The 24612-nt window shown below is 35.4% G+C and carries 25 protein-coding genes; 17 read left to right on the top strand and 8 right to left on the bottom strand.

Going from position 1 to position 24612, the window contains the following annotated elements:
- Positions 1-17 precede the first annotated feature (17 nt).
- The 4 genes from ABID46_RS01435 to ABID46_RS01420 all read left to right on the top strand — a co-directional run bounded on the left by ABID46_RS01435 (position 18) and on the right by ABID46_RS01420 (position 3651).
- Entirely contained in the window at positions 18-851 is an 834-nt protein-coding gene (locus ABID46_RS01435; RefSeq protein ID WP_354506105.1) for a tetratricopeptide repeat protein, read from the top strand.
- The gene (locus tag ABID46_RS01430) at positions 851-2608 is read left to right on the top strand and encodes a BatD family protein (RefSeq protein WP_354506102.1); all 1758 of its coding nucleotides are present in this window, start codon (positions 851-853) and stop codon (positions 2606-2608) included. The genes ABID46_RS01435 and ABID46_RS01430 overlap by 1 nt, the downstream gene beginning before the upstream one ends.
- A gap of 171 nt (positions 2609-2779) precedes the next feature.
- Positions 2780-3379: a MarC family protein gene (locus tag ABID46_RS01425; RefSeq protein WP_354506099.1), complete on the top strand. Its 600-nt coding sequence runs from the start codon at positions 2780-2782 to the stop codon at positions 3377-3379.
- 56 nt (positions 3380-3435) lie between these two features.
- A complete protein-coding gene (locus tag ABID46_RS01420) occupies positions 3436-3651 on the top strand; it encodes a hypothetical protein (protein ID WP_354506397.1) in 216 nt (71 codons plus the stop codon).
- Here ABID46_RS01420 and rnpA read toward each other — a convergent pair.
- Positions 3590-3970, bottom strand: coding sequence for a ribonuclease P protein component (rnpA, locus tag ABID46_RS01415; protein ID WP_354506096.1), 381 nt, complete (start codon positions 3968-3970; stop codon positions 3590-3592). The two genes, ABID46_RS01420 and rnpA, sit on opposite strands and share 62 nt — an antisense overlap.
- A 96-nt stretch (positions 3971-4066) precedes the next feature.
- On the opposite strand from rnpA, the gene ABID46_RS01410 reads away from it, so the two are divergent.
- The 5 genes from ABID46_RS01410 (at position 4067) to ABID46_RS01390 (ending at position 8446) form a co-directional block, all read left to right on the top strand.
- Positions 4067-4477 carry a BrxA/BrxB family bacilliredoxin gene (locus tag ABID46_RS01410; protein WP_354506094.1) on the top strand — a complete coding sequence of 137 codons (411 nt, stop codon included), beginning with the start codon at positions 4067-4069 and terminating at the stop codon, positions 4475-4477.
- A gap of 80 nt (positions 4478-4557) precedes the next feature.
- Entirely contained in the window at positions 4558-5712 is a 1155-nt protein-coding gene (locus ABID46_RS01405) for a M20/M25/M40 family metallo-hydrolase (protein WP_354506092.1), read from the top strand.
- Between the two features lie 8 nt (positions 5713-5720).
- On the top strand, positions 5721-6308 hold the full coding sequence (locus ABID46_RS01400; protein ID WP_354506089.1) for a riboflavin synthase: 588 nt from the start codon (positions 5721-5723) through the stop codon (positions 6306-6308).
- 7 nt (positions 6309-6315) lie between these two features.
- On the top strand, positions 6316-7761 hold the full coding sequence (locus ABID46_RS01395) for a sensor histidine kinase (RefSeq protein WP_354506086.1): 1446 nt from the start codon (positions 6316-6318) through the stop codon (positions 7759-7761).
- Positions 7742-8446: a tRNA1(Val) (adenine(37)-N6)-methyltransferase gene (locus tag ABID46_RS01390; protein WP_354506083.1), complete on the top strand. Its 705-nt coding sequence runs from the start codon at positions 7742-7744 to the stop codon at positions 8444-8446. The genes ABID46_RS01395 and ABID46_RS01390 overlap by 20 nt, the downstream gene beginning before the upstream one ends.
- A 2-nt stretch (positions 8447-8448) precedes the next feature.
- On the opposite strand, the gene ABID46_RS01385 is transcribed toward ABID46_RS01390, so the two are convergent.
- On the bottom strand, positions 8449-9423 hold the full coding sequence (locus ABID46_RS01385) for an ABC transporter ATP-binding protein (RefSeq protein ID WP_354506080.1): 975 nt from the start codon (positions 9421-9423) through the stop codon (positions 8449-8451).
- 129 nt (positions 9424-9552) lie between these two features.
- Between ABID46_RS01385 and ABID46_RS01380 the strand changes: the two genes are divergently transcribed.
- From ABID46_RS01380 to gmk, 4 genes are all read left to right on the top strand, one after another.
- A complete protein-coding gene (locus tag ABID46_RS01380; protein WP_354506077.1) occupies positions 9553-10215 on the top strand; it encodes a YceI family protein in 663 nt (220 codons plus the stop codon).
- A 91-nt stretch (positions 10216-10306) separates the two neighbouring features.
- Positions 10307-11530, top strand: a complete 1224-nt coding sequence (hutI, locus tag ABID46_RS01375; RefSeq protein ID WP_354506074.1) for an imidazolonepropionase — start codon at positions 10307-10309, stop codon at positions 11528-11530.
- Positions 11531-11568: 38 nt separating this feature from the next.
- Positions 11569-12429, top strand: coding sequence for a YicC/YloC family endoribonuclease (locus tag ABID46_RS01370; protein ID WP_354506071.1), 861 nt, complete (start codon positions 11569-11571; stop codon positions 12427-12429).
- Positions 12430-12619: 190 nt separating this feature from the next.
- Positions 12620-13189 carry a guanylate kinase gene (gene gmk, locus ABID46_RS01365; protein ID WP_354506068.1) on the top strand — a complete coding sequence of 190 codons (570 nt, stop codon included), beginning with the start codon at positions 12620-12622 and terminating at the stop codon, positions 13187-13189.
- Between the two features lie 47 nt (positions 13190-13236).
- Here gmk and yiaA read toward each other — a convergent pair whose 3' ends face one another.
- Positions 13237-13710 carry an inner membrane protein YiaA gene (gene yiaA, locus ABID46_RS01360; RefSeq protein WP_354506065.1) on the bottom strand — a complete coding sequence of 158 codons (474 nt, stop codon included), beginning with the start codon at positions 13708-13710 and terminating at the stop codon, positions 13237-13239.
- Positions 13711-13841: 131 nt separating this feature from the next.
- Here yiaA and ABID46_RS01355 point away from each other — a divergent pair, with 131 nt between their 5' ends.
- A complete protein-coding gene (locus tag ABID46_RS01355; protein ID WP_354506062.1) occupies positions 13842-15335 on the top strand; it encodes a hypothetical protein in 1494 nt (497 codons plus the stop codon).
- Positions 15336-15382: 47 nt separating this feature from the next.
- Here ABID46_RS01355 and ABID46_RS01350 read toward each other — a convergent pair whose 3' ends face one another.
- The gene (locus ABID46_RS01350; RefSeq protein WP_354506059.1) at positions 15383-16573 is read right to left on the bottom strand and encodes a phosphoglycerate kinase; all 1191 of its coding nucleotides are present in this window, start codon (positions 16571-16573) and stop codon (positions 15383-15385) included.
- A 518-nt stretch (positions 16574-17091) separates the two neighbouring features.
- On the opposite strand from ABID46_RS01350, the gene rpiB reads away from it, so the two are divergent.
- The 3 genes from rpiB to ABID46_RS01335 all read left to right on the top strand — a co-directional run bounded on the left by rpiB (position 17092) and on the right by ABID46_RS01335 (position 20585).
- Positions 17092-17523, top strand: coding sequence for a ribose 5-phosphate isomerase B (gene rpiB, locus ABID46_RS01345; RefSeq protein ID WP_354506056.1), 432 nt, complete (start codon positions 17092-17094; stop codon positions 17521-17523).
- Between the two features lie 199 nt (positions 17524-17722).
- Positions 17723-19876, top strand: a complete 2154-nt coding sequence (gene rnr, locus ABID46_RS01340) for a ribonuclease R (RefSeq protein ID WP_354506053.1) — start codon at positions 17723-17725, stop codon at positions 19874-19876.
- 22 nt (positions 19877-19898) lie between these two features.
- Positions 19899-20585 (top strand): LysE family translocator, encoded by a 687-nt coding sequence (locus tag ABID46_RS01335; protein WP_354506050.1) that lies wholly within the window; start codon positions 19899-19901, stop codon positions 20583-20585.
- Here ABID46_RS01335 and ABID46_RS01330 read toward each other — a convergent pair.
- From ABID46_RS01330 to ABID46_RS01315, 4 genes are read right to left on the bottom strand one after another with little or no spacing between them, the layout of a single operon-like run.
- The gene (locus ABID46_RS01330) at positions 20574-21119 is read right to left on the bottom strand and encodes a DinB family protein (protein WP_354506047.1); all 546 of its coding nucleotides are present in this window, start codon (positions 21117-21119) and stop codon (positions 20574-20576) included. The genes ABID46_RS01335 and ABID46_RS01330 overlap by 12 nt on opposite strands.
- A gap of 55 nt (positions 21120-21174) precedes the next feature.
- Positions 21175-21711 (bottom strand): Crp/Fnr family transcriptional regulator, encoded by a 537-nt coding sequence (locus ABID46_RS01325; protein ID WP_354506044.1) that lies wholly within the window; start codon positions 21709-21711, stop codon positions 21175-21177.
- A gap of 3 nt (positions 21712-21714) precedes the next feature.
- On the bottom strand, positions 21715-22719 hold the full coding sequence (locus tag ABID46_RS01320; protein ID WP_354506041.1) for a glycosyltransferase family 9 protein: 1005 nt from the start codon (positions 22717-22719) through the stop codon (positions 21715-21717).
- Positions 22716-24608: a monovalent cation:proton antiporter-2 (CPA2) family protein gene (locus ABID46_RS01315; protein ID WP_354506038.1), complete on the bottom strand. Its 1893-nt coding sequence runs from the start codon at positions 24606-24608 to the stop codon at positions 22716-22718. Before ABID46_RS01315 ends, ABID46_RS01320 begins: the two co-directional genes overlap by 4 nt.
- Between the last annotated feature and the right edge of the window lie 4 nt (positions 24609-24612).

The raw sequence follows: 24612 nt of genomic DNA, 5'->3' as shown, positions 1-24612 counted from the left end.
TTTGTCCCTGAATGCCTATGAACCAACATATATTGTTTTTATTTTGTTTCGTGAGTCTATTTTCAAGCCTTTCGGCTCAATCGACTGTTGCGAAAGATTATATCATTGCAGGCAATCAAAATTATCAACAAAAAGATTTTCCCAAAGCCGAACTGAACTATCGTCAAGCTTTGAAAGAAGATCAAAATTCCATCAAAGCCAATTTCAATTTGGGAAATGCTTTGTTTGAACAAAAAAAATACAACGAAGCAAGAGCACATTTCGACAAAGTCATTCAGAATCAATCTTCATCATCAGCCGAAAAACATATGGCTTTTCACAACATCGGGAAAACCTTTTTTGATGAGAAAAACTATGAACAAGCCGTTGCTAATTACAAACAGGCCTTGATTCAAAATCCGAATGATGATGAAACGCGTTACAATTATGCGTTGGCTCGAAAGTTATTGGAGGAACAACAAGAAAACCAAAACGAAGATCAAAATAATCAAGATCAAGAAGATCAAAACGACCAAAATGAGGATCAAAACCAAGATTCTCAAGATCAAAATCAATCTGACCAAGACGGAAATGAGGAAAACCAAGACCAACAAGGTCAAAATCCTCAAAATGACGATGGGCAACAAGAAGGTGGTCAAAATGGAAACAAAGAAGGTCAAGGTCAACAACCTCAACAGAATACCATTTCAAAAGGATCAGATGGAAAAGGAAATTCTTCTCCACAATCATCCAATCTAGAATACCAAGAAAATTTATTGGAAGCTCTCCGACAACAAGAGCAAGAAACATTGAAACGAATTATAAGCCAAAAAGCAGAAAAAGTTCGCGTGAATACAGATAAGGATTGGTGATGTTAAAAAGCATTTTACATTTTATTTTGGTTCTTTTTACCGCTTGCATCGCATGGGGACAAGGAATCTCATTCCAAGCCCAAGCGAGTAAAACAGAAGTTTCGGTCAACGAGCGTTTCTCTGTGCGTTTTGTGTTGACCTATGGTGAAACCAATTTGAGCATTGATCAACAATTAAAAATGCCCAATTTCGATGGTTTGCATCAATTAGGCGAATCTAGTTTGAATAGCGTAAGCATCAACAACGGAGAAGTGCATAATTTGTCTGGAATTGAAGTTGTTTTGGTGGCCGATCAAGAAGGCGAATATACCATTGGAAGCGCAAGCATTTCCATTGGTGGAAAACGATACAAAACCAATCCCATAACCATTACGGTTAAAAAAGGTTTAAAACCCAAATCAGAGCCAGGAAAACGTTTACAAGGCGCATTTTTAACGACAGAAGTCACGGAAAGAAATCCATTCTTAAATCAAGAAATTGTTTTAACCGTAAAAATTTACGCTAGAGATTATTCGATTCTGAATCGTTTACGCAATTACAAAGAACCTGATTTTTCGAATTTAATTGCCAAATATGTCAGCGAAAAAGTAAGCAATAGCGTTCGTCAAGAATTGGTCAACGGACAGACATTTGTTTCGCAAGAATTGGCGAGATATATCGTATTTCCACAAAAAACAGGGGAAATTGAAATCGATCCGTTTTCGATTCAAGTCTTAATTTCCGGATATTATGGAGCAGAAAATGTAGAATTAACCTCCGATCCTATCCATTTGAAAGTAAAAGTACTTCCTGCTGGAAAACCCGAAAATTTTAGTGGAGCGGTTGGAAATTATAACCTCAATGCTTCTCTTTCCAAAAAAGAAACCAAGTCCAACGAAGCCGTAAACTTGGAAGTGGAAATCATTGGGTCTGGAAATTTAAACACCCTGAAACCACCAAAAGTTCCAATGCCAGAGCACATTGAAACCTTTGCGCCAACCAAAAAAGAAGTGATTGAACTTCGACCTTCGGGTATGAAAGGTAAAATTGTTCAAAATCATGTTTTGGTTCCTGCTTATGGAGGAGATTATAAAATCGGTCCGGTTTCCTTCAATTATTTCGATCCTGAACAAGAGAAATATGTGACGCTTAAAACAAAAGCTTTTGAATTGAAAGTAAATGGCCCAGAGCCGCCACTTCCAATGGAAAAGGACAGTTTGGATGAGCTACATGATCATATAAGAACGGATACTACCTCAACATTTGATAACATTGTGATTCCTGCGAAAATTGCGGAAGTAAAAAATCAAGTGGTGGAAAAAGTCGGGAAAGATCAAAATTGGATCTGGGTTGTTTTGGGAATTGTTGGATTATCTCTTGGCGGATTTTTCTTATTTGGAAGAAAGAAAAAAGAGAACAAGAAATCTGCAAAACAAACCGAAAAAGATTCTAAGAATCAGTTTAAAAATCAGATTCAAACCAAATTGACTGAATTGAAAAGCTTGGCAGAAAAAGGTGATCAATCTGCCTTTTTATCGCTTCAAGAGGATATTTTGACCCAAATGGGAATGTACTTTAGTCAAACCAATTTGTCGGAATTCACAGAAAATTCAGTTGAATCCAAACTAGCACATAGTTATGGAAACTTGGCTTCTGATTGGAAAAATCTTTTATTGTCTTGTAAAGAATCCAAGTATGCTTATTTTGGAGAATCCTTTGATTTAAAAGGAAAATACCAAGAAACTGAAAAACTTTGGAAAGCCTTTTTGTCCAAATAATTCAGACAAAAACAATAAAAGAATTTAAGTTCTAATTAGAATCTTTCTTAATTTCAAGAATCTATTGACAATCAAATCATTCCTTACTTAATGGGCTTATTTTCCAAATTTTAGGCAAAGAATGGGCTTGTTTAGATTTCGGTTTATACCTTTGCAAAAAATCTGAATGCTATGGGAGATATTTTTGCGAAAATCGATATTAAACAAATTGGAACCTGTTTTGCCGTTCTATTTGCCGTAATTGACATCTTAGGAAGTATTCCCATTATCGTCAACATTAGAAACCGTGTGGGATTTATCCAATCTGAAAAAGCTTCGATTGTTGCGGGTGTTTTGATGATATCGTTCTTATTTTTTGGAACCAAAATTTTGACATTCATCGGAATTGATGTAGAATCCTTTGCAGTCGCGGGTGCCTTTGTCATTTTCATCATCGCATTGGAATTAATCCTTGGAATTCAAATTCATAGAGATTCAGAACCCGAATCGGCTTCGATTGTACCGATTGCTTTTCCGTTGATTGCCGGAGCAGGTTCCTTGACAACTGTTCTTTCTTTACGCGCAGGATATGCCGATATTAACATTATCATTGCCATTATTCTCAATATGATTATCGTATATTTGGTTTTGAGAAACGCAGGAAGACTAGAGAAATTATTGGGACCAGGAATCATGTCGGTTTTGAAAAAGGTATTTGGAATCATCCTTTTATCCATCGCTGTCAAATTATTTGTTGCCAACATTGGCGCTTTATTTGTCCAAAATTTTTAGAAAAAAGCCAATCTAACCATATTTAAAGGGGAATAAAAACGATTTAAAACAAAAAAATGAAAACATTTGTCTATGTAGCCTTGGTCATTATTTTGGGCTCTTTTATCTATAACATCATCAGTTTTGACTTTCAATTGCCTTTTTTGGGCGATGAAAATCGACCTTATTTGATTGGACTTTGTGCAGGAGTTTGCGGACTTATTTTGTGCGCTATATTTCTGAAATATTATCGTTTGAAAGGGAATTTAGAGAATCGATCAAAACCTTCATAGATTTCTCTATTTTCGCATAATCCATTATTTCTGAAGTAGAATAAATAAACATAATATCCAGATTTTGACTGGTATTTAACTGGTATTGATTCAAGCGAAATGCTTCTCGCATACGTCTTTTAATCAAGTTTCGATTGTTTGCTTTTTTGACCAATTTCTTGGGAACGCTTACCGCAATTTGGATTTTAGGAGTTTCGGATTCTTCCGCAAAAAAAACGGCGCGCAATGGAAATTTTTGAATTCTCTTTCCTTCGGTAAAAAGTCGGTCTATTTTTTTTTGACTTTTTAATCTTTTATCACTGCCTAATGAGAATTTCATCAATCTACTTTATAACCTTATAATTAATTCAAAGGTAATTCATTCTGCCAAATAAGAAAGAAAGCGTAAATTTGTACATCATTAAAAATTTAAAAAATGTATCCAGAACATATTGTAATTCCCATGAAGGAGCAATTGACTTTGAATGGGTTCGAAGATTTAACAACAGTTGAAAAAGTAGATGAAGCAATGAAAAAAAGCGGAACTACTTTGGTGATGGTAAATAGCGTTTGTGGTTGTGCCGCAGGTGCTGCAAGACCAGGTGTGTTGATGTCTTTGTCAGGAGAAAAAGCTCCAGACAACTTAACTACCGTTTTTGCCGGATTTGATATGGACGCTGTGAGTCGTGTGAGAGAATATTTACAACCTTTCCCTCCTAGCTCTCCAGCTGTTGCCTTATTCAAAGATGGTGAATTGGTTCATATGTTGGAACGTCACCACATCGAGGGACATTCTGCACAAGCAATCGCTGAAAATTTAATGCAAGCCTACGAGGAATTCGTTTAAACTTGTAAACAAACTCAGAAAACCCCTTGATCATTTAACATTAAGGGGTTTTTAGTTTCAAAACATAGATTTAAAATTTCATGAAATTAGCACAGAGTTTTCTTGCCTCTCTCTTTTTTGGTTCCATTTTAATTGCTCAATCGCATAATCCTTTTCACCAAACATTGGTCGATCAAGTTCAAGCATCTAGGATTGAAACAAATCTGACTTCATTTGTCAACTTTGGAGAAAAAGAATTAGGTTCCAATGCTGCCAATAATGCTTTTAATTGGCTAAAAGGATTGTATCAATCTTGGGGCTATACAAGTATTGAACAACAAGCGGTCAATGCATTTGGTCAAACCGGATATAACTTAATTGTGACCAAAACGGGAACGACTTATCCCAACACCTATATCGTGGTAGATGCGCACTATGATACCTTAAATGGTCCAGGAGCAAATGACAATGGTAGTGGTACTGTAGTTTTGTTGGAAATGGCCCGAATTTTAAAAGATATTCCTACCGAATATTCCATTAAATTCATTCATTTTACTGCTGAAGAATGGGGTTTGGTAGGAAGTCGAAAATATGTAGAAGACATTGTAATTCCACAAAATTTGGACATCAAATTGGTGTTCAACATCGATCAAGTTGGGGGTGTAGCAGGGGAAGTGAACAATAAAATCAACTGCGAGCGCGATGAAAGTCAGCCTAATTCCAATAATTCTGCTTCTCATACCGCAACAAACGAATTGAAAAACTTGATGGAATTGTATTCGAATTTGGAAACAAACATCTCAAACGCTTATGGTTCTGATTATGTTCCATTTCAAGAAGAAGGTTATGTGATTACAGGTTTGTATGAATACAATGAATCGCCATATCCACATTCTTCCCAAGACACAATGGATCGTGTAGATTTGGATTTCATTTTGGAAGTTGCCAAAGGATCTCTTGGTGCAATAAGTTATTTTGCCAAAGCATATGACAACATGGCTACGGTAGAAAATCAGCAAATTTCTTTTCAAATCCTTCCCAATCCGGCTGGAGATAAAGTGGAAATTCACCATACCTTTTCTGGAAATGTTCAGGTTCAACTCACGGATTTAAACGGGAAAGTTTTGTTGAATCAAGGTTTCAATCGTAACAAGTTTCAACTCGATACGACTCATTTGCCCAATGGAATTTATTTGTTTCAACTCATCCAAAACGGAAAAATTTCGACCGAAAAATTAATTATTCAACATAAATAAACAAGATTTTGTTCACAGGTATAATAGAAGATTTAGGACAATTACGAAAGATAGAATCAGAAGGAACCAATTTGCATTTTTGGGTTCAATCTTCGTTTACAAACGAACTTAAAATTGACCAAAGTGTTGCGCACAATGGCGTTTGTTTGACGGTTGTGGAAATTTCCAACGACCAATACAAAGTCACGGCGATTGATGAAACCTTGAAAAAAACGAATTTAGGAACTTTGGAAGTTGGCAACAAAGTCAATTTGGAGCGCTGCATGCGTCTAAACGAACGTTTGGATGGGCACATTGTGCAAGGACATGTTGACCAAACGGCTAAACTCGTTTCAATCGAAAATGAAAATGGAAGTTATCTTTTGACTTTCCATTATGACGAGGAGAAATCGGGCAATGTGACGGTTGAAAAAGGTTCGATTTGTGTCAATGGCATTAGTTTGACGGTTGTCAATTCCAAACCAAGCGAATTTTCTGTTGCCATTATTCCATATACATGGGAACATACCAATTTGCATGAATTATCAATTGGAAATACCGTAAATTTAGAATTCGATATCATTGGAAAATATGTTCAACGATTGATGAGGAAATAAACTATTTGTGAAAAATTTCAATTTGTCCCAACGCATCTTCCTTGCTCTGTTTTTAATTATTTTATTAACAGCAGTTTCGGTATTGTTGGTGACGATTTACAATTTCCGTGAACAACGTCTCAAATTTGCCGAAGAGCAATTAAAAGACAAAGAAAAAGCGGTCATGGCCTCCATTGATTACGAATTGGATCGTTATCCGGAATTGGCAACCGATGAAAATATTTTTCACATTTTAGAAAACTCCATTTTGGGGATTTATGACATTCATAAAATCAACATCAACGTTTTTGATACAAGAGGAAATTTATTTCGTTCCACAGAAACCAAAGGAATAACGGAACGCGTTTTACCTCAACGTGTCATGGATAGTTTGAGTCGAAACCTCGAATATTTAGAAGTTCCAGTTGAGTCAGACAATGGAAAAACCTATTTGACAACCTATCGATATATCAACAATTATCAAAATCAGCCTGTCGCAATTGTCAACATTCCCTATCGAATAGATGATGAAATGTTTCAAGATGAATTGCATAATTTGTTACGCTATTTCATGGGAATCATGGTTTTTGTATTGATTTTTGGTGCCTTATTTTCATGGATTATTGCCAAACAAATCACAGGGAAATTAAGTTTAATTGCTTCTAAAATCAAACAAACCGATGTGGTTATTCACAATCGTCCGATTGAATATGAGCAAAACGATGAAATCAAACCTTTGGTAGATTCTTACAACGAAATGTTGGAAAAATTGAACCATCAATCCAATTTGTTGGCTTTAACCGAACGTGAAGAAGCTTGGCGAGAAATGGCCAAACAAGTGGCGCATGAAATTAAAAATCCGTTGACACCTATGCGCATGATGATCCAAAATTATGTGCGTAAATACGACCCAAATGATGAACGAGCCGGAGAAAAATTAAAAGATCTTTCCGATACACTGGTCACCCAAATCGATACGATGTCCGCAATTGCAGAAGCCTTTTCCGATTTCGCACGTATGCCAGCGCGTAAAGATGAAGTCATTGAGATAGTTCAAACGATTCAAACGGCTTTGGAAATTTTTCCTGATCAAGTTATCCAATTCAAACCAACGATCGATGAATTGCATATGAGTTTTGATAAAATTTACCTTATCAGAATTGTGACCAATTTGGTTAAAAACGCGATTCAATCAGTACCTTTTGACCGCGAGCCCGACATTCAGGTTCATTTGCAAAAATTAAACAACCAAGTAATTATACGAATTTCAGACAATGGTATTGGAATTCCTCCTCACTTAGGGGACAAAATTTTTGAACCCAAATTTACTACGACAACAGGAGGAATGGGTCTAGGATTGGCCATGGTAAAGAAAATTGTGGAAGATTATAACGGTGAAATTCGTTACATCAGCGAAGAAAATCGTGGAACAGAATTCATCATGAAAATCCCTTATGTCAAAAACAGTTTTTAGATTCAAACAATTTGAAGTTTCCCAAGAAAAATCGGCGATGAAAATCGGAACCGATGGAGTATTGTTGGGCGCTTGGGCAAATGCGAAAGATTCCGGATCCATTCTCGATATAGGAACGGGCACAGGACTTATTTCTTTGATGCTTGCGCAACGATTTCCTACTGCAAAGATTCTTGGGCTTGAAATCGACGAAAATGCCGCAAATGAAGCGAAATTTAATTTTGAGCAGAGTCCTTTTTCAGATCGATTGAATCTGATTCATTCTTCCATTCAAAATTTTGAGCCGAATATTCAATTTGATTTCATTGTAAGCAATCCGCCTTTTTTTGACCTGACTCATAAGGAAATTTCTGCAAGAAATACCGCCAGACAACAATCCGATTTAACTTTGAATGAGTTATTGCTTCATACCAATCGATTGTTAACTCCAAAAGGAAAAGCTACATTTATTATTCCTTTTGACAAAGAAAATGAATTTGTTGAATTTGCTAAAAAACAAGAATTATTTCCTTCAAGTATCACACAAATTAGAGGAAATGCTACAGCAGAAATCAAAAGAAGTTTGATTGAATTAACGAGAAATAAGCAATCAACTTTTCTTGAAGAATTGGTCATCGAAATCCAACGAAATGTTTATACCGAGGATTACATACAACTTACCAAAGAATTTTACTTAAAAATGTAAGTTTAGTCTTTAACCGTTCGGTAATTGGAAATCCTCAATTGAACAGGAGAATTTTCAGGCTTCAAGTTCGCATAAAAGGCAAGTTTTGTTGAGCCTCTCATCCCTTCCACTAAATAATCTCTTCCGCGAAAACGAACGTCTGTAATATCAAATTCAATTCCTTGATTTTTCATCTCAACCTCTTCCGGATAAACAATTGCCCATTCATTTTCTGGAATTTCGATCCCAAATATGTCCTTCATATCGGTTGAATTCAATTGGGAAAATTCTCCTAACAAACTTGCCACATAGCTATTTTGGGGAAAATTTCGAATTGTTTCTGGATTAGCTTTTTGAATTTGGTTTCCTTCTTTTAAAATAAGGATTTGATCGGAAAAGCCCAAAGCATCATTGACATCATGCGTTGTTAAAATCAAGGTACAATTGGTGGCTTTGGCCCAATTCCATATTTTTTTGCGAAGCTCAAACTTCAAAGGTTGATCCAAATGACTATAGGGTTCGTCCAACAACAAAACTTCAGGTTGCGTAGCAATCGCTCTCGCTATCGCAACTCTTTGTCGTTGACCTCCACTTAATTGAGAAGGAAAAACATGAATGAATTCTTGCATATTGACGGTTTCCAACGCCAATTCAATGTTTTCTTTTTTTAAAGGTAAGTTGAAATTGCTCAAATATTTGCCCACATTTTCTCCAACTGTAATAGAATTGAGCAAGTCAAATTCTTGTGGAACAAATTTCATGAGTGGATGTCCTGGAACCAAATTATGTTTGGGTCCGGTTACGAATTGATCTTGGTAAAGAATTTCACCATCGGAAACATCTTCCAGTCCATAAATCAAGCGAACCAAGGTTGATTTTCCACTTCCACTTTCGCCTAAAATACTCAGAATTTCTCCTTTATTCACTTCGAAATCAATTCCTTCCAATATTTTTTTGGATGAAGGGTATTGAAAGCTTAGTTGGTGAATTTTTAGCATAAATTAAGGAATTCTGATGAATTCAAAGGTAAGTGGTTAAATGGTTATTTTCAAAATTTTTCAATTTACTATCATACGTTAACGTTCTAGGCAAGGTTTTTGAGATAATTTTGCCCAAAAATAAAAGTAATGAGAAAAGCATTTTTAAGTTTAACTTTAATCGGAATGGTATTTTTGACTTCTTGTGGAGGAGGAAAAGATACTGTTGAGGCAACTGACGCACAAGAAACTGCAGTTGCAAGTGAAGAATCTGTAACTTATGCTGTAAATACAGAAGTAAGTACTACAAATTGGAAAGGTGGAAAATTCTACCAAGACACTACCAAACCAGAAGAAGGACACTATGGTTCTGTTAAATTGAAATCTGGTGAAGTAACTGTAAAAGATGGTGTTTTAGAAGCTGGTCATTTTGTTGCTGATCAAACAACTTTTGAAAGTGCTGATTTAAACGAAGATCCAGATACAAAAGCTAAATTAGACGGACACTTGAAATCAGCTGATTTCTTGGACGTTGAAAAATTCCCAGAAGCTACTTTCCACGTAACTTCAGCGAAAAAATTAGACGCTGGTGATTTCAACACAGAAATTTCAGGAAACTTGAAATTCAGAGATATTGAGAAAAACATCACGTTCAAAGCTAATGTAAAAGAAGAAGCTGGAACTGTTACAATCAAATCTGAAGAATTTGCTATCAACCGTCAAGATTTCGGTATCGTTTACAAAGGTGGTGGCGATTCTGTCATCAAAGACGAAGTAATCTTACAAGTTGATATTACTGCAAACGCTAAATAAGAAAAAACTTCTTAGCATACATAAAGCCCCGATGATTCGGGGCTTTTCTTTTTGAAAAACACTAAATTTGACTTTTAAAATCGAATCGAAAATGAAATTAATTGGTCCTTTTTCACAAATTATAACGCTTAACGGATTGTCCTTAAAAGGTGCGATCAAAGATGAAGAATTAGAAATCTTAGAAAACGCTGGAATTCTTGTTGAAAATGGAAAAATTAAAGCAATTGATCGTTTTGAAAACTTACGAAAGTCTCATCCGTCTATCGAATTAGAAGAAATTCAACAACCGATGGTTCTTGTTCCAGGTTGGATCGATAGTCATACCCATATTTGTTTTGGTGGCAAAAGATCCAAGGATTTTGCGATGCGCTTAAACGGAAAAACCTATTTGGAAATCGCTGAAAGTGGTGGTGGAATTTGGTCTACCGTAACCAATACACGCAAAGAATCCAAAGAAAATTTATTGGATTCAACTCTTGAAAAAGCCAACCATTTGTTGAAAATGGGAACCACTACGATGGAAATAAAATCGGGCTATGCGTTGAGTATGAAAGACGAAATCAAAATGTTGGAAGTTATTCAACAAGTAAAAGAAAACTGCAAAGCAGATATTGTACCTACCTTTTTGGGAGCGCATATGAAACCCAAAGATTTTGATGGTTCCAATGCAGACTATTTGAAAATCTTAGTCGATGAAGTTTTCCCTGTTTTGAAAGCAAAAAATCTCGCCAAACGTATAGATATTTTCACCGAGCAATCGGCTTTTTCAGTGGAAGAAAGTCGTGTGTATTTAGCTGAAGCCAAAAAACAAGGATTTGAAATAACGGTTCACGCAGACCAATTCACACCAGGTGGAAGTCATTTAGCTGTGGAATTTGACGCTTTAAGTGCCGATCACTTGGAATTTTCTGGAGATGAAGAAATCGCCATGTTAGCAAAATCCAATGTGGTTGCAACTGCATTACCGGGCGCTTCGATTGGACTTGGAATGCGTTATACACCCGCACGAAAACTCTTGGATGCTGGCGCTTGTTTGTCAATTGCTTCTGATTGGAATCCAGGTTCAGCCCCGATGGGTGATTTATTAACACAAGCCTCTATTTTGGCAACTTTTGAAAAACTTTCAATGGCAGAAGTTTTAGCCGCTTTAACCTTTCGAGCAGCAAAAGCTTTGAATTTTTCGGATAGAGGAATTCTGCAATCGGGTTATCAGGCTGATTTTATTGGTTTTCCAACATCCGATTTCCGCGATATTATCTATTATCAAGGACAAATGAAGCCCAATAGCGTGTGGAAAAAGGGTGAATTGGTATAAAGTTTTTCCTTACTTTTGAACCAAATGAAAATGAGAATATGATTCAATCCATGACTGGATACGGTAAAGCAGTGGTAGAATGCGATGACAAGAAAATTACCATTGAAATCCGTTCCCTTAACAGCAAAACCTTAGACTTAAATACGAGATTGCCCTTCCTTTACAAAGAGAAAGAATTGGAAATCCGAAAAATTTTATCCGAAAAATTACAACGTGGAAAAGTTGATTTTTCCATTCAAACCGAAGTAAATTCCGTTAGTAAAGCCCAACAAATCAATCCTGATATCATCAAGGCTTATATCAACGAATTCAAAGAAATTGTTCCGGATGCAAGTGATTCAGAATTGCTTTCGATTGTGATGCGATTGCCAGATGTGATGGCTTTTTCCAGCAAAGAATTGGACGAAGATGAATGGAACAAAGTCGTGAAATTGATGGACGAAGCCGTTCAAAATTTAAATGAATTCCGTGTTTCGGAAGGAAAAGTTTTGGAACAAGAATTCATTCAACGAATTGGCATCATTCAAGATTTATTGGTGCAAGTCGTTCCGTTTGAAAAAGAACGAATTCAAACTTTAAAAGAACGATTTACCAAAAATTTAGAAGAATTAGCAGCTGAATATGATCAAAATCGTTTCGAACAAGAATTGATTTACTATTTGGAGAAATTGGATATCACAGAAGAAAAAGTTCGCTTGAAAAATCATTGTGATTATTTCATCGAAACTTTGAAAACCAATGATTCCGAAGGAAAAAAATTAGGCTTTATATGCCAAGAAATCGGTCGTGAAATCAATACTCTTGGATCTAAATCGAATCATTCTGAAATGCAAAAAATTGTGGTTCAAATGAAAGATGAATTAGAAAAAGTGAAAGAACAGGTTTTAAACATTTTATAAAATCTGAAAAAATATCTAGTTAAACCCTGTTAGATTTTGAAAACCTAACAGGGTTTTTTCATTCTATAAAAATTCACCTTTTGTCATTTCGACGAAGGAGAAATCTACATTCTATAAAATATTCATCACTCTGTTGGGAATGACAAAGATTATTTTTGTTTAAACCTTAAATTTTACGGATTTTTGCACCATGAATTCAGGCAAATTAATCATCGTTTCTGCTCCTTCTGGCGCTGGTAAAACCACTTTGGTCAAACATCTTTTGGAGGTTTCCAATGAGTTGGAATTTTCAATTTCTTGCACGACTCGCTCGCCAAGAGAAAACGAAGTTCATGGAAAAGATTATCATTTTATTTCTTCCGAAGAATTCAAACAAAAAGTGGAGAACCAAGAATTTGCTGAATGGGAAGAAGTCTATACCGATATTTTGTATGGAACTTTAAAGTCAGAAATTGAACGAATTTGGGCCAATGGAAAGTCCGTCATTTTTGATATCGATGTAGAAGGCGGTGTTAATTTGAAAAAATTATATCCCGAAAATTCTTTGTCCATCTTTATCATGCCGCCTTCTGTAGAGGAATTAGAAAAGCGTTTAAGAGGTCGAAATACAGATGCCGAGGAGATCATCCAAATGCGCGTAGAAAAGGCCGAAAAAGAGCTTCTTTTGGCGCCAAAATTTGATGTAGTTTTGATCAATTCCGATTTGGAACAAAGCAAACAAGAATTCGCTCGATTGGTCGAGGAATTCTTGCAGCAATAAATTAAAAAACTCCGCGGCCACCCAATTGGATAACCACGGAGGAACCGCTAAAGTTTTAGGTTTTTATCATCAATTAATTTGGCGTCGCGTGTATTTTTTTGAACAGCAATCGCGGCAAATACGCTCAATCCATACGACATACCATAAAATCCTTTTTCACTTAATTCCATGTCGGCATTCCATAAACCGATGGTTAACAAAACCAAAGAAGCAATGACGGCAAACCAACTTAGGCTATAATACAATTCGGTAACGGGCAATCCTTCGGCTTTGTCGCGAACGGATTTTTGCACCGAAATCACAGAAAATAATCCGAATAATAACAAGGTAAAATAATAGCCTTTCTCATTTAGCATCATATCGGCATTGAACAATCCGATGATAAAACTGGTCGTTCCCAAGAGTAAAGCTGACCAAGATGCACCTATAAATGCTGGTGTTGGTTTCAAAGGATTTCTTGTGTTATCAAAAAATCCTTTTATTGTTTTTTCTGTTGAATTTGTTTCATTTAGCGGTTCCATACTTATAATTTTTTAAGGGTTATTGTTGGGACAAAATTCCGCTGAGTTCCATCAAATAAAAACTAAATTATTATTGAAAACTGACGATTTATAATAAGATTTATTTTAAGTTTATACAAACTAACTTCTTCATGGATAAGCTTTCGGAAATCATATCAATACTTGATAAAAGCGATAAAATTGCGTTTTTAAAAGAATTAAAAGCAAAGAATAAACGACATGATGCCAAAAACATTGATTTATTTAAAATGCTTGAAACTGATGATATAAAAGGTATAAAAAAAATATATCCGAATGCAAAAAATCGAGATGCCTATCATGCGCTTCGCAAGCGTTTATCGGAAAATTTAGTAGAATTTTTAAGCAACCGAATTTTTGAAAAGAATGCAGAAGAAATGCATGAATCGCTACGGTATTTGGTAGTTTCAAGGTATTTCATTCAACATCAATTTTTTCAACTAGCGCATAGGTTTTTGAAAAAAGCAGAAAAACAAGCATTGAAATTGGAACAATACAGTTTGCTTCATGAAATTTATCAAACCCAATTGGAAAATGATGGCTTTGTTAAAACGGAAGATTTCGAAGAAATTCAACAGAAAATTCAGCAAAACATCCAACAAATTGCATTTGAATCTCAATTGAAACTCGCTTATCATTTCGTGAGAATTCAGATCAATGAAATGCATTTGAACAAAAAAATCATTGATTTCGAAGCCTTAATTATTGAATCCTTGGAGAAATTTAATCTGGATTTACGCCAAATCATGAGTTATCGCTCCTTGAGTCAAATCCTGTTTATTGCCAACGAATTTGCCCATATTCAACAAGATTTTACGCGTGTTGAACCCTTTTTCAAAAAAGCTTTAAAATTTTTAGAATCCAAACAGGAAAACAAAGATTTACATCTTGAAGAACATCTTCAAATTTTTTATTTCTTAGCGAATTATACCTTTCGAACGCATCAATTTGAAAGCTCGCTCCGATATTTAACAGAAATGGAAAATTCCTGGAAAACGAAAAAACAGAATTTATCCAGCAAATTTATCGGGAAATGGATGTTGTTAACCAGTTTGAATAATTTATTCACAGGAAAAGCCGAAAAATCCATCGAACAAATTGATCAATTGTTGAAAACTCAAACAAAAATGGCTTTTGAGGAAATTCAAGACTTAAAAATGACCAAAATTTTATGCATGGCATTTCTTCGTTTGCCTAATTTGCGGAAGGAATTGCATCAATTGAATCATAGTGATGCCTTTTTTGAAAAGAAATTGGGTATGCTTTGGACCATCCGAAAGAAATTACTGGAAATCTTGGTGTATGAACAAGAGGAAGAAATAGAATTGGCCTTGTCACGCATCAAAAGTTTCCAACGTCGCTACAAAAACTACCTTTTGGAGGTAAAAGAAGCGCGTGTTCTAACGTTTCTGAAGTTCATAGAGGAAATCCTTCTGAATCCAGATAAACTCACTCTAAAATCCTTTCAAAACAAAATCGAACATTTCATTCAAAGCGAAACACAGCATGATCCGTTTGTTCAGTGTTTTTATGTGTATTTGGAGTCGAAAATTCGCAAAGAAACGGCTTATTCACTTTTATTAACAACTCCAATAAAAAAATCCTGAACGTTTTCACATTCAGGATTTTAAGCATTATCTAATAAAAAACCATTCTAGTTCATAATTGCTGCAACGCCTGGAAGTTCTTTTCCCTCCAAAGATTCCAACATAGCGCCTCCACCTGTTGAAACATAGCTCACTTTTTCATCGTAGTTGTATTGTTTCACAAAGGCAACCGAATCACCACCTCCCACTAAAGAGAAAGCTCCTTTTTCAGTCGCTTTGGCAATGGCTTCACCCAAAGAAATAGTTCCTTTAGCGAATTTATCCATTTCAAAAACGCCCAAAGGACCGTTCCATAAAATGGTTTTGGATTCTGCAATCACTTCGGCAAATTCCAAATTCGTTTCTGGCCCGACATCCATTCCCATCCATCCGTCAGGAATTTCGTTTACGGCTACAATTTTCGTATTGGCATCGTTGCTAAATTTATCAGCAATCACATTATCCAATGGCAAATACAAATTCACATCGTGCTCATCACAAGCTTTGATGATGTCCATTGCTAAATCTAATTTATCGTCTTCTACCAAAGAATTTCCGATGTCTCCACCTTGTGCTTTGATAAACGTATAGGTCATACCTCCACCAATAATCAAGTTATCAACAGCTGGTAAAATATTGTCAATAATGGTAATTTTTGAGGAAACTTTTGCTCCTCCTAAAATCGCGGTTACAGGTCCATCACCTGTTTTCAACACTTTGTCAATCGCTTCAAGCTCTTGCTTCATTAAATAACCGAAACATTTCGCATTGGGGAAAAATTCGGCAATGATAGCAGTTGAAGCATGCGCTCTATGAGCAGTTCCAAAGGCGTCATTGACATAAATATCACCCAAAGAAGCCAATTCTTTTGCAAATTCCTTATCTCCTTTTTCTTCTTCTGCGTGAAAACGAACGTTTTCCAATAATAAAATTTCTCCAGGTTTCAAATTTACCGCTTTTGATTTGGCATCTTCACCGATTACATCTTCAGCAACTTGAATCTCAACACCCAAAACCTCTGAAACTTTTGAAGCAATGTGTTTCAATGAAAATTTATCTTCAACTCCTCCTTTTGGACGACCTAAATGCGTCATCAAAATCGCTGATCCTCCGTCTTTTAAGATTTTATCGATGGTTGGTTTAGCGGCTTGAATTCGTGTATCATCCGTTACATTTAATTGATCATCTTGCGGAACATTAAAATCTACGCGGATCAATGCTTTCTTGTTTTGAAAATTAAAGTCGTCGATTGTTTTCATTTCATTGAATTTTGATGAGAGCAAAAATAGAAGATTTATTCGTCATCGCCATTTTTTGTTGTTCACAATTATATAATCATCATATTATTTATTTAAATTTTTAAAAAAAGAAAAACTGATTTATATATATACCCTGTTAATATGTGGATAACTAAAGTTGGTTTTATTTTATGGGTAGAGTATTAACAATGATTTATTCGTAATTTTGTTTTTGAATGAATGGTTTAGGAGGTTATCAACAATTATTGTTAATTGTTAACAGTGGATTTTCTGCATAAATTGACTTGTTAAAACTATCAATAACTCTGTGCAAAACATCCGTGCCAAAATCAAAACTTTTCCTTGCTTTGAATGAAAAAAATTCTAATCAAAATTGGATTTGAGAAAAGCAAGAAGAAATGTTAAAAACATATAAAAAGTAATTCGAATTTATTAACATTTAGTTTACAATTTGGAAACCTTGAAAATGAATTACTTATTGAATTTTATAAAAACACTTGTTAATAAACATAAAAATTATGAAAATAGCGATCGGTTCTGACCATGCAGGATATGAATATAAGACCAGAATTATTCAGTATTTAACAGAGCAAGGTATTGAGATGAAAGACTTTGGAACGTTATCAACAGATTCTGTTGATTTCCCAGATTTTGCTCATCCGACTGCTGCAGCTGTTGAAAACGCAGAAGTAGATTTTGGAATTTTAATTTGTGGAAGTGGTCAAGGTGTGAATATGACGGCCAATAAACATCAAGGTGTGCGTTCTGCTCTTTGTTGGAATACAGATATTGCTCGTTTGACAAGACAACATAACAATGCCAACATCATTGCGCTTCCAGCTCGTTTTGTTGCGTACGAATACGCCATTGAAATGATTGAAGTTTTCTTGAAAACGCCATTTGAAGGAGGAAGACATGAAAAGAGAGTCGAAAAAATTTCTTGTTCATAACTCGAAATTTCTTTCCTACTTTACCTTGGAATCGTTACTCCTTTATGGATTTGTTAGAAATTGGTCGAATTCTTGCTAAAGCAAATGATAATTATCTAAATTTAAGAATTACTTAAGAATACTTAGGGTTGGGATAATTAGTTTTATATCTATCATTTAAAATTCTTTTTTGATAGATACCAACATTAATATAGAATACATGTCGAAAAGAAAATATAATTCGAAAAATAAACGAACTACTTCTGGAAAATACAGTCAAAAAATCTTAGAAGTACTTTTCAAAGAACCCAATCGGGCTCAGAATTACAAACAAATTGCTTCTAGCTTAAAAATTACCAATATCATCGATCGAGAAATTTTAATCAAAGATCTCCAAGGTTTATTGGCCGATAAAAAAATCAAAGAATCTGCACGCGGAAAATTTAGCGTCAATGCCGAAAAGCATTATTTGGTAGGAACCATTGATATTTCACAAAGCGGAACTGCCTATGTAACCGTTGATGGAATTGAGGAAGATATCATGATCCAAAAATCCAAAAAGAAGAATGCTTTGCAAGGAGATTTGGTGAGAATTTATGCTTATCCGGTTAAGAAAAAAGGACAGCGAATGGAAGGCGAAGTCGTGGAAGTCGTGAAACGATTCAAAACTTTATTCACCGGAATTTTTGAAAAACAGGCCAGCGGAAAATTTGGGTTTGTGGTGATGAATTCTCGTTCAATCCATGTGGATTTCTACATTCCAAAGGAAAAATTCAAAGATGCCGAAACGGGTGATAAAGTCGTAGTAGAATTGAAAGATTGGCCAATTGGAGCCGAAAATCCTTTTGGAGAAATTGTGGAAGTTTTAGGAAGTCCAGATGAAACCAATGCCGAAATGCATGCCATTTTATTGGAATACAACTTACCGATTAATTTCCCTGAGGAAGTGGAGAGAGAAGCACAAGAATTGGATGTTGAAATCCATGAGTCTGAAATTGCCAATCGTCGCGATATGCGTGATGTGGTAACCTTTACCATTGACCCAAAAGACGCGAAAGATTTTGACGATGCTTTATCCTTACGAAAATTAGAAAATGGAAACTGGGAAGTTGGGATTCATATTGCCGATGTGACGCATTATGTACGTCCAGGTTCACTATTGGAACAAGAAGCTTACAATCGGGCAACTTCGGTTTATTTGGTCGATCGCGTGGTTCCTATGTTACCCGAAAATTTGAGTAATGTTGCTTGTTCACTTCGTCCAAATGAAGATAAATATACCTTTTCAGCCGTTTTTGAAATGGATGAAAAAGCGAAAGTCGTGAACGAATGGTATGGAAGAACTGCGATTCATTCCAATCGTCGTTTTACCTACGAAGAAGCACAAGAAATCATTGAAGGTGCCGATGGCGATTTCAAAGAAGAAATTTTAACCTTGGATCGTTTGGCCAAAGTTCTTCGCAAAGAACGAATGAATGCAGGTGCGATTACCTTTGATAAAATCGAAGTCAAATTTGAATTGGATCAAAACGATAATCCAATTGGCACTTATTTCAAGATTAGCAAAGATTCCAATCATTTGATTGAGGAATTCATGTTGTTATGCAACCGAAAGGTTTCCGAATTCGTTTCTACTACGAATGGTAAACCGAACAATAATACCTTTGTTTATCGTATTCACGATGATCCAGATCCAGATAAATTGCAAGATTTACGCTTATTCATCAAACAATTTGGGTATACGTTGGATTTAAGAGATCGTATGTCGGTAACGAAATCCATGAATCAATTGTTGGCCGATGTCAAAGGAAAACCAGAAGAAAATCTGATTGAAACTTTGGCGGTTAGAACCATGAGCAAAGCGAAATATTCGACTGAAAACGACGTTGGACATTATGGTTTGGCGTTTCAATATTATTCGCATTTTACATCACCCATTCGTCGTTATCCCGATATGATGGCGCATCGTTTGTTGCAACATTATTTAGATGGTGGAAAATCTCCTGCGGCAGCTCCAATTGAGGAAAAATGTATCCATAGTTCATCGCGAGAAAAATTGGCTGCAGAGGCAGAAAGAGAATCCATCAAATTCATGCAGGTTAAATACATGGAGCAATTTGTAGGAGAGGAATTTTATGGTTATATCACAGGCGTTCAAGAATATGGAATTTTTGTCGAAATTCCGGAGACGCGTTGTGAAGGAATGGTTCGATTGAGAAATATGGACGAAGATTCCTTTTATTTCGATGAAAAGAATTACTCCATTGTAGGTCGAAAAACAGGAATTACCTATCAGTTGGGCGATCAGGTTCGAATCAAAGTTGCCAAAGCCGATCTTCGAAATAAGCAATTAGATTTCGAATTATTAGGTTAATTCTTGCTAACTTGCGAGCCAAATGGATTTGGTTACATCTGCCATATTAATAGGGATTTTACTCAGTTTGATATTGATTGGTCCCGTCTTTTTCTTGCTTTTAGAAACGAGTGTTTCAAGAGGTTGGAAAGCCGCTATTGTATTAAATTTGGGTGTGATTGCAGCCGATATTTTATGCATTTCTGTTGCCTATTTTGGAAGTAAAGATTTGGCCTTGGCCATTCAAAACAATCCCTCAATTTACATTTTTGGCGGATTCTTTATTTTAATCTATGGACTCATCATGTTCATCACCAAACCCAATCTCAAGATGAGAAATGTTAATGTGGTGAACAAGAATTATTTACGTACTTTTTTTAACGGTTTCTTACTCAATATTTTAAACATTGGGGTCATTGTCTTTTGGTTTTTTATCGTAAGTACAATTGTGATTCAATATCCAAGACAAGAAGATAGTTTCCTTTTCATTTCCATTGTGTTAATAACCTTTTTTATCTTGGATTTGGGCAAAATATTCTTGGCTCAAAAAGTAAAAGAAAGTTTTACCATTCGTCGAATTTTTTACTTCAAAAAAACGATTGGTTTTATTTTAATGGGATTTGGAATTATCGTGATTTTAAAAGGTTTTGGCGTCTTTGCTAAAATCGATCAACGTATTGAAGATCGAATTCAAAAAGGTGTTTCTCATCAGCCAAAATCAACCGAATAAAGTTTTTTCTGCTTGTTGCAAATGACGTTCGTTATGGTAAATCACAATTCTTAATGTATCACCCAAACGAAGTTTGATCCTTTTCGAAATACTGATGGAAGTTTTGATTTTTGTTAAATTTTTCTGATGAGCTAAATTCAATAATTCTCTTAATTTTTCTTGTTGAGAAATGAAATGTTCGATTACAGAATGATCCAAATTTTTCCCTATTGGATTCATTTCTTTGAAGGTTTTCATCTTCCCTCCTTTTGATTTAGGAAGCATCGATTTCGCAAAATAATTACCCAAAATTCCAGAATGAAAATGTTCTGAATGGGAAAAGTTTGAACTTTTCATTTGCTGTTCAATTTCGGGAAGATAAAAATTTCCATAGTAGTTCAAATGCTCCAAACATTCCAAGGCATTCCATGAATTTTCATTGGGTCGTTGTACCCAATTTTCTCTAGGAAGTTCTTTCCACTTGTTGACCAACAATACATGATTTTCTGTTAATTCTTTTAATTCTTCTAAAAGTTGCACCGAATTGAATTTCATACAATTAAATTTAGACAAAATTCGGAAAGAAGTAATTTGGAAACCTTGATTTCAATCAAGACTTTTTCAAACGAGATAATGTTTCGGGCGACATGCGTAAATATTTTGCAATCTGATGGTTGGAAATTTCTTGAAACAATTGTGGACTTCGCTTCAATACTCTTTCGTAACGATCTTTTGGCGAATGAGTCAACAAATCAATTTCTCTTTCCATTTGTTGCAAAACCAAATCTTGTAATATATCATTCCAAGTTTGCATAAAATTAGAATTTGAGTTTAAAATTTCCTCAAATTGATTTTTACTCAATACATGGATTTTTGTTCGTTTTAAAGCTTTGAATTCAAATGGTGAAGGAAGATTGGTCAAAAAGCTATCAATTGCCACCAACCAATTATTTCGGTATCCAAATCGAATGATTCTTTCTTCGCCATCATCTATAATGGAAACTTTCATCGATCCTTCTTCTAGAAAATAAAGGTTTGTGTCAACAGATCCGATGGATTTAAAAATTTCATTTCGTTTTAAAATCAAGGTTTTTTCAAACAAATTTTCTTTCAAAATAAGCTGCAAAATTTGTTCTTTGGTTTCCATGATTTAGGAATTTTGAAGAAGGGAATTTACTTTTTCTACCACCATTTCAGGCGAAATATTTTGGAAGAAATCGACTTTCACAACTTTGGAAGATTCTTTTCCAAAAACAGACGTTGGCCTTTCTTGAAAAATTTCATCTTGAATTACATCGTCCATGGATTGTCCATAACCCAAAAAGCCCATAAAAGGATGTGTATTTCCCCAAAGTGAAACAACTTTTGTCCCTACCAAAGAAGCCAAATGCATATTGGCAGAATCCATGGAAATCATCAAGGAAAGATTTCGGATGAGATCCAATTCTTCTTCTAAACTCAATTTTCCTGCAATAGATTCGATGTTGGAATGAAGTTTTTGCCAAGATTCTAATTCATTCGCTTCAGCTTTCGCTCCAAACAAATAGACTTTTGTTCCATTTTCAGCCAATTTTAGAGCCACTGAGTGCATTTTATCAATCGGATACATTTTGCCTTCATACATTGCAAACGGCGCGATTCCAACTGATTTTTTAGCTAATTCTGATTTTTCTGGCAATTGATGTGATAATTTCACCTGTATTCCCAATTCTCTGAAAACATCTGCATAGCGTTCAACCATTGGTTTGATAGGCTTTCTGATTTTGTTTTCTTTACGGATTAAGGCTTTTCGTTCGATTCGTCCTTTGTCCAAAAAAGCCATAGGAATCGATTGAAATCCAAAAAACCTTCTCAAAATTTTGGTACGTAAGACATTGTGCAAATCAGCTACAGCTGTAAAGTTGTGCGATTTGAGTTGTTTATACAATTTAAATAATCCCCAAACTCCTTTGTGTTCCCCTTCCAAATCGGCTGATAGAAATTTGATTTGAGGAATTTCTTTCACCAAATCCTGGAATTTATCTCGCGATAAAAAATAGATTTCCACATTTGGATTTTGCTCCAAAACTTCTCTTAATACAGGAAGCGTCATGGCAACATCGCCAAATGCGCTAAAACGCATGACCAAAATTTTATGTTGTGTAGAGGAAATCATTTGGGTACATTGATTTCTTTGATTCCTTCTTCTAATACTTCTTCAATGTTCATTCCTTCGCGAATTTTCAGTCGTACATTTTCAATTTCGGTTTTCGAAACTTCGATGTATTCTTCCAAATTATTGCTGTGTTGAGATAGTTTCATCATGGAAACACGATCTGCCACTTTGAAAATTTCGCCTTGTCGCACTGCGTCATCATGGCTCATACCCAATTCTTCTAAGGTTTCAATACCGACTTGAATCGCTGTATAAAAGGTTTCTCGATACACTTTTTCGTACCCTTCATTGATGTATTTGTAGGCATCAAATCGATTTCGAGCACGAATCATTACTTTCATTTTAGGGAAATTTGTTTTGACTAAATGAACCAATTGTGCATTGACTTCGGGTGGATCAATTCCGGCGATTAAAATATCTGCCGAATCTGCTCCTGCTGCTTTTAAGGTGTTCAAATTGGTGGCATCTCCAAAATAAACCGTGTACCCTAATTTTCGTAACAAATCAACACGTTCGCTATCATTGTCCAAAACAGATATGTTATAGCCACAATATTTAACAATTCGACCTACTGTATTTCCAAAGTCTCCATAGCCAGCTATCAAAACTTTTTTATCTGTTTCTGAACCGAAATCAAAGTCCAAATCATCTTCCAATAAACCAGCTTTATCTTTTTTCATTCCCATGATTGGAACAATCCATTTTTCATTGATCATCAACAAAATCGGCGTAATAGCCATAGTAATCGCTGTTGTAGCGAGAAGCAAATCATGCCAATGTCTCGGGATCAATTGAAGGTTGTTGGAAAGGTTTAAAATCACGAAGGCAAATTCTCCAATTTGTGATAACAAGAGTACAAAGAGGATGTTTTGATTTAATTTTAATTTGAAAATCCAACCCGCGATGAACAAGACGATTCCTTTTATTGCCATTACTCCAAGTGTCAAGGAAACAATTGTCCAAGGTTCATTTCCAATCAATCGAAAATTAATGGTAGAACCGACCGCAATGAAAAATAAGCCTAATAACAATGCTTTGAATGGTTCAATATCGGTTTCCAATTGATGTTTGAATTCGCTATTCGCCAATACAACTCCTGCCATAAATGCTCCCAATGCTGGACTTAATCCAACATAGGTCATCAAAACCGAAACACCAATAACCAGCATTAAAGCAAAGGATGTGAACAATTCCCGAACTTGTAATCTTGCAATGTATTTGAAGAATGGATTGACAATGTAATTTCCGACGAAGAAAATAATCCCAATCGCAGACAAAATGGCCAAGGTTTTCATCCATCCAGGCGCTCCATCCAATAAGGTATCATGTGCATGAGAAGTTGAAATGGTTGTATTTAAAGCCAATAAAGGTAAAATCGCCAATAAGGGAATGACCATGATATCTTGAAACAACAAAACAGAAAAACTAGCTTCTCCTGTTGGTGTTTTGGTTAAGCCTTTTTCTGATAAAGTTTGTAAAATGATCGCTGTTGATGACATGGCAATGGCAGAACCAACAGCGATGGCAGTTCCAAAATTGGATCCTAAAAAGTGAAAACTTATAGGAGCAACGAGCAAAATTGTTCCCAGTAGTTGGATTCCTCCAATTCCGGCAATTTTTTTACGCATTTTCCAAAATTCCTTTGGGTCTAATTCTAATCCAACTAGGAAAAGCATCATGACAACACCAAACTCGGCAGCATGCATGATATCTTGAGCTTCATCGGCTGAACCAAACCCTAAATAAGGACCTAAAACAAAGGGACCAATTAAAACTCCAGCTATTAAATATCCCAATACAGAACCCAAACCAGAACGTTTGGCAATTGGAACACAAATGATGGCTGCTAACAAATAAATGAAGGCTTGAAACATTGAAAATCCTTCCATCGAA

It is taken from the genome of Moheibacter stercoris (assembly GCF_040545805.1).
GTDB classification, from domain to species: domain Bacteria; phylum Bacteroidota; class Bacteroidia; order Flavobacteriales; family Weeksellaceae; genus Moheibacter; species Moheibacter stercoris.
This window is presented reverse-complemented; position numbering and strand designations above follow the sequence as displayed.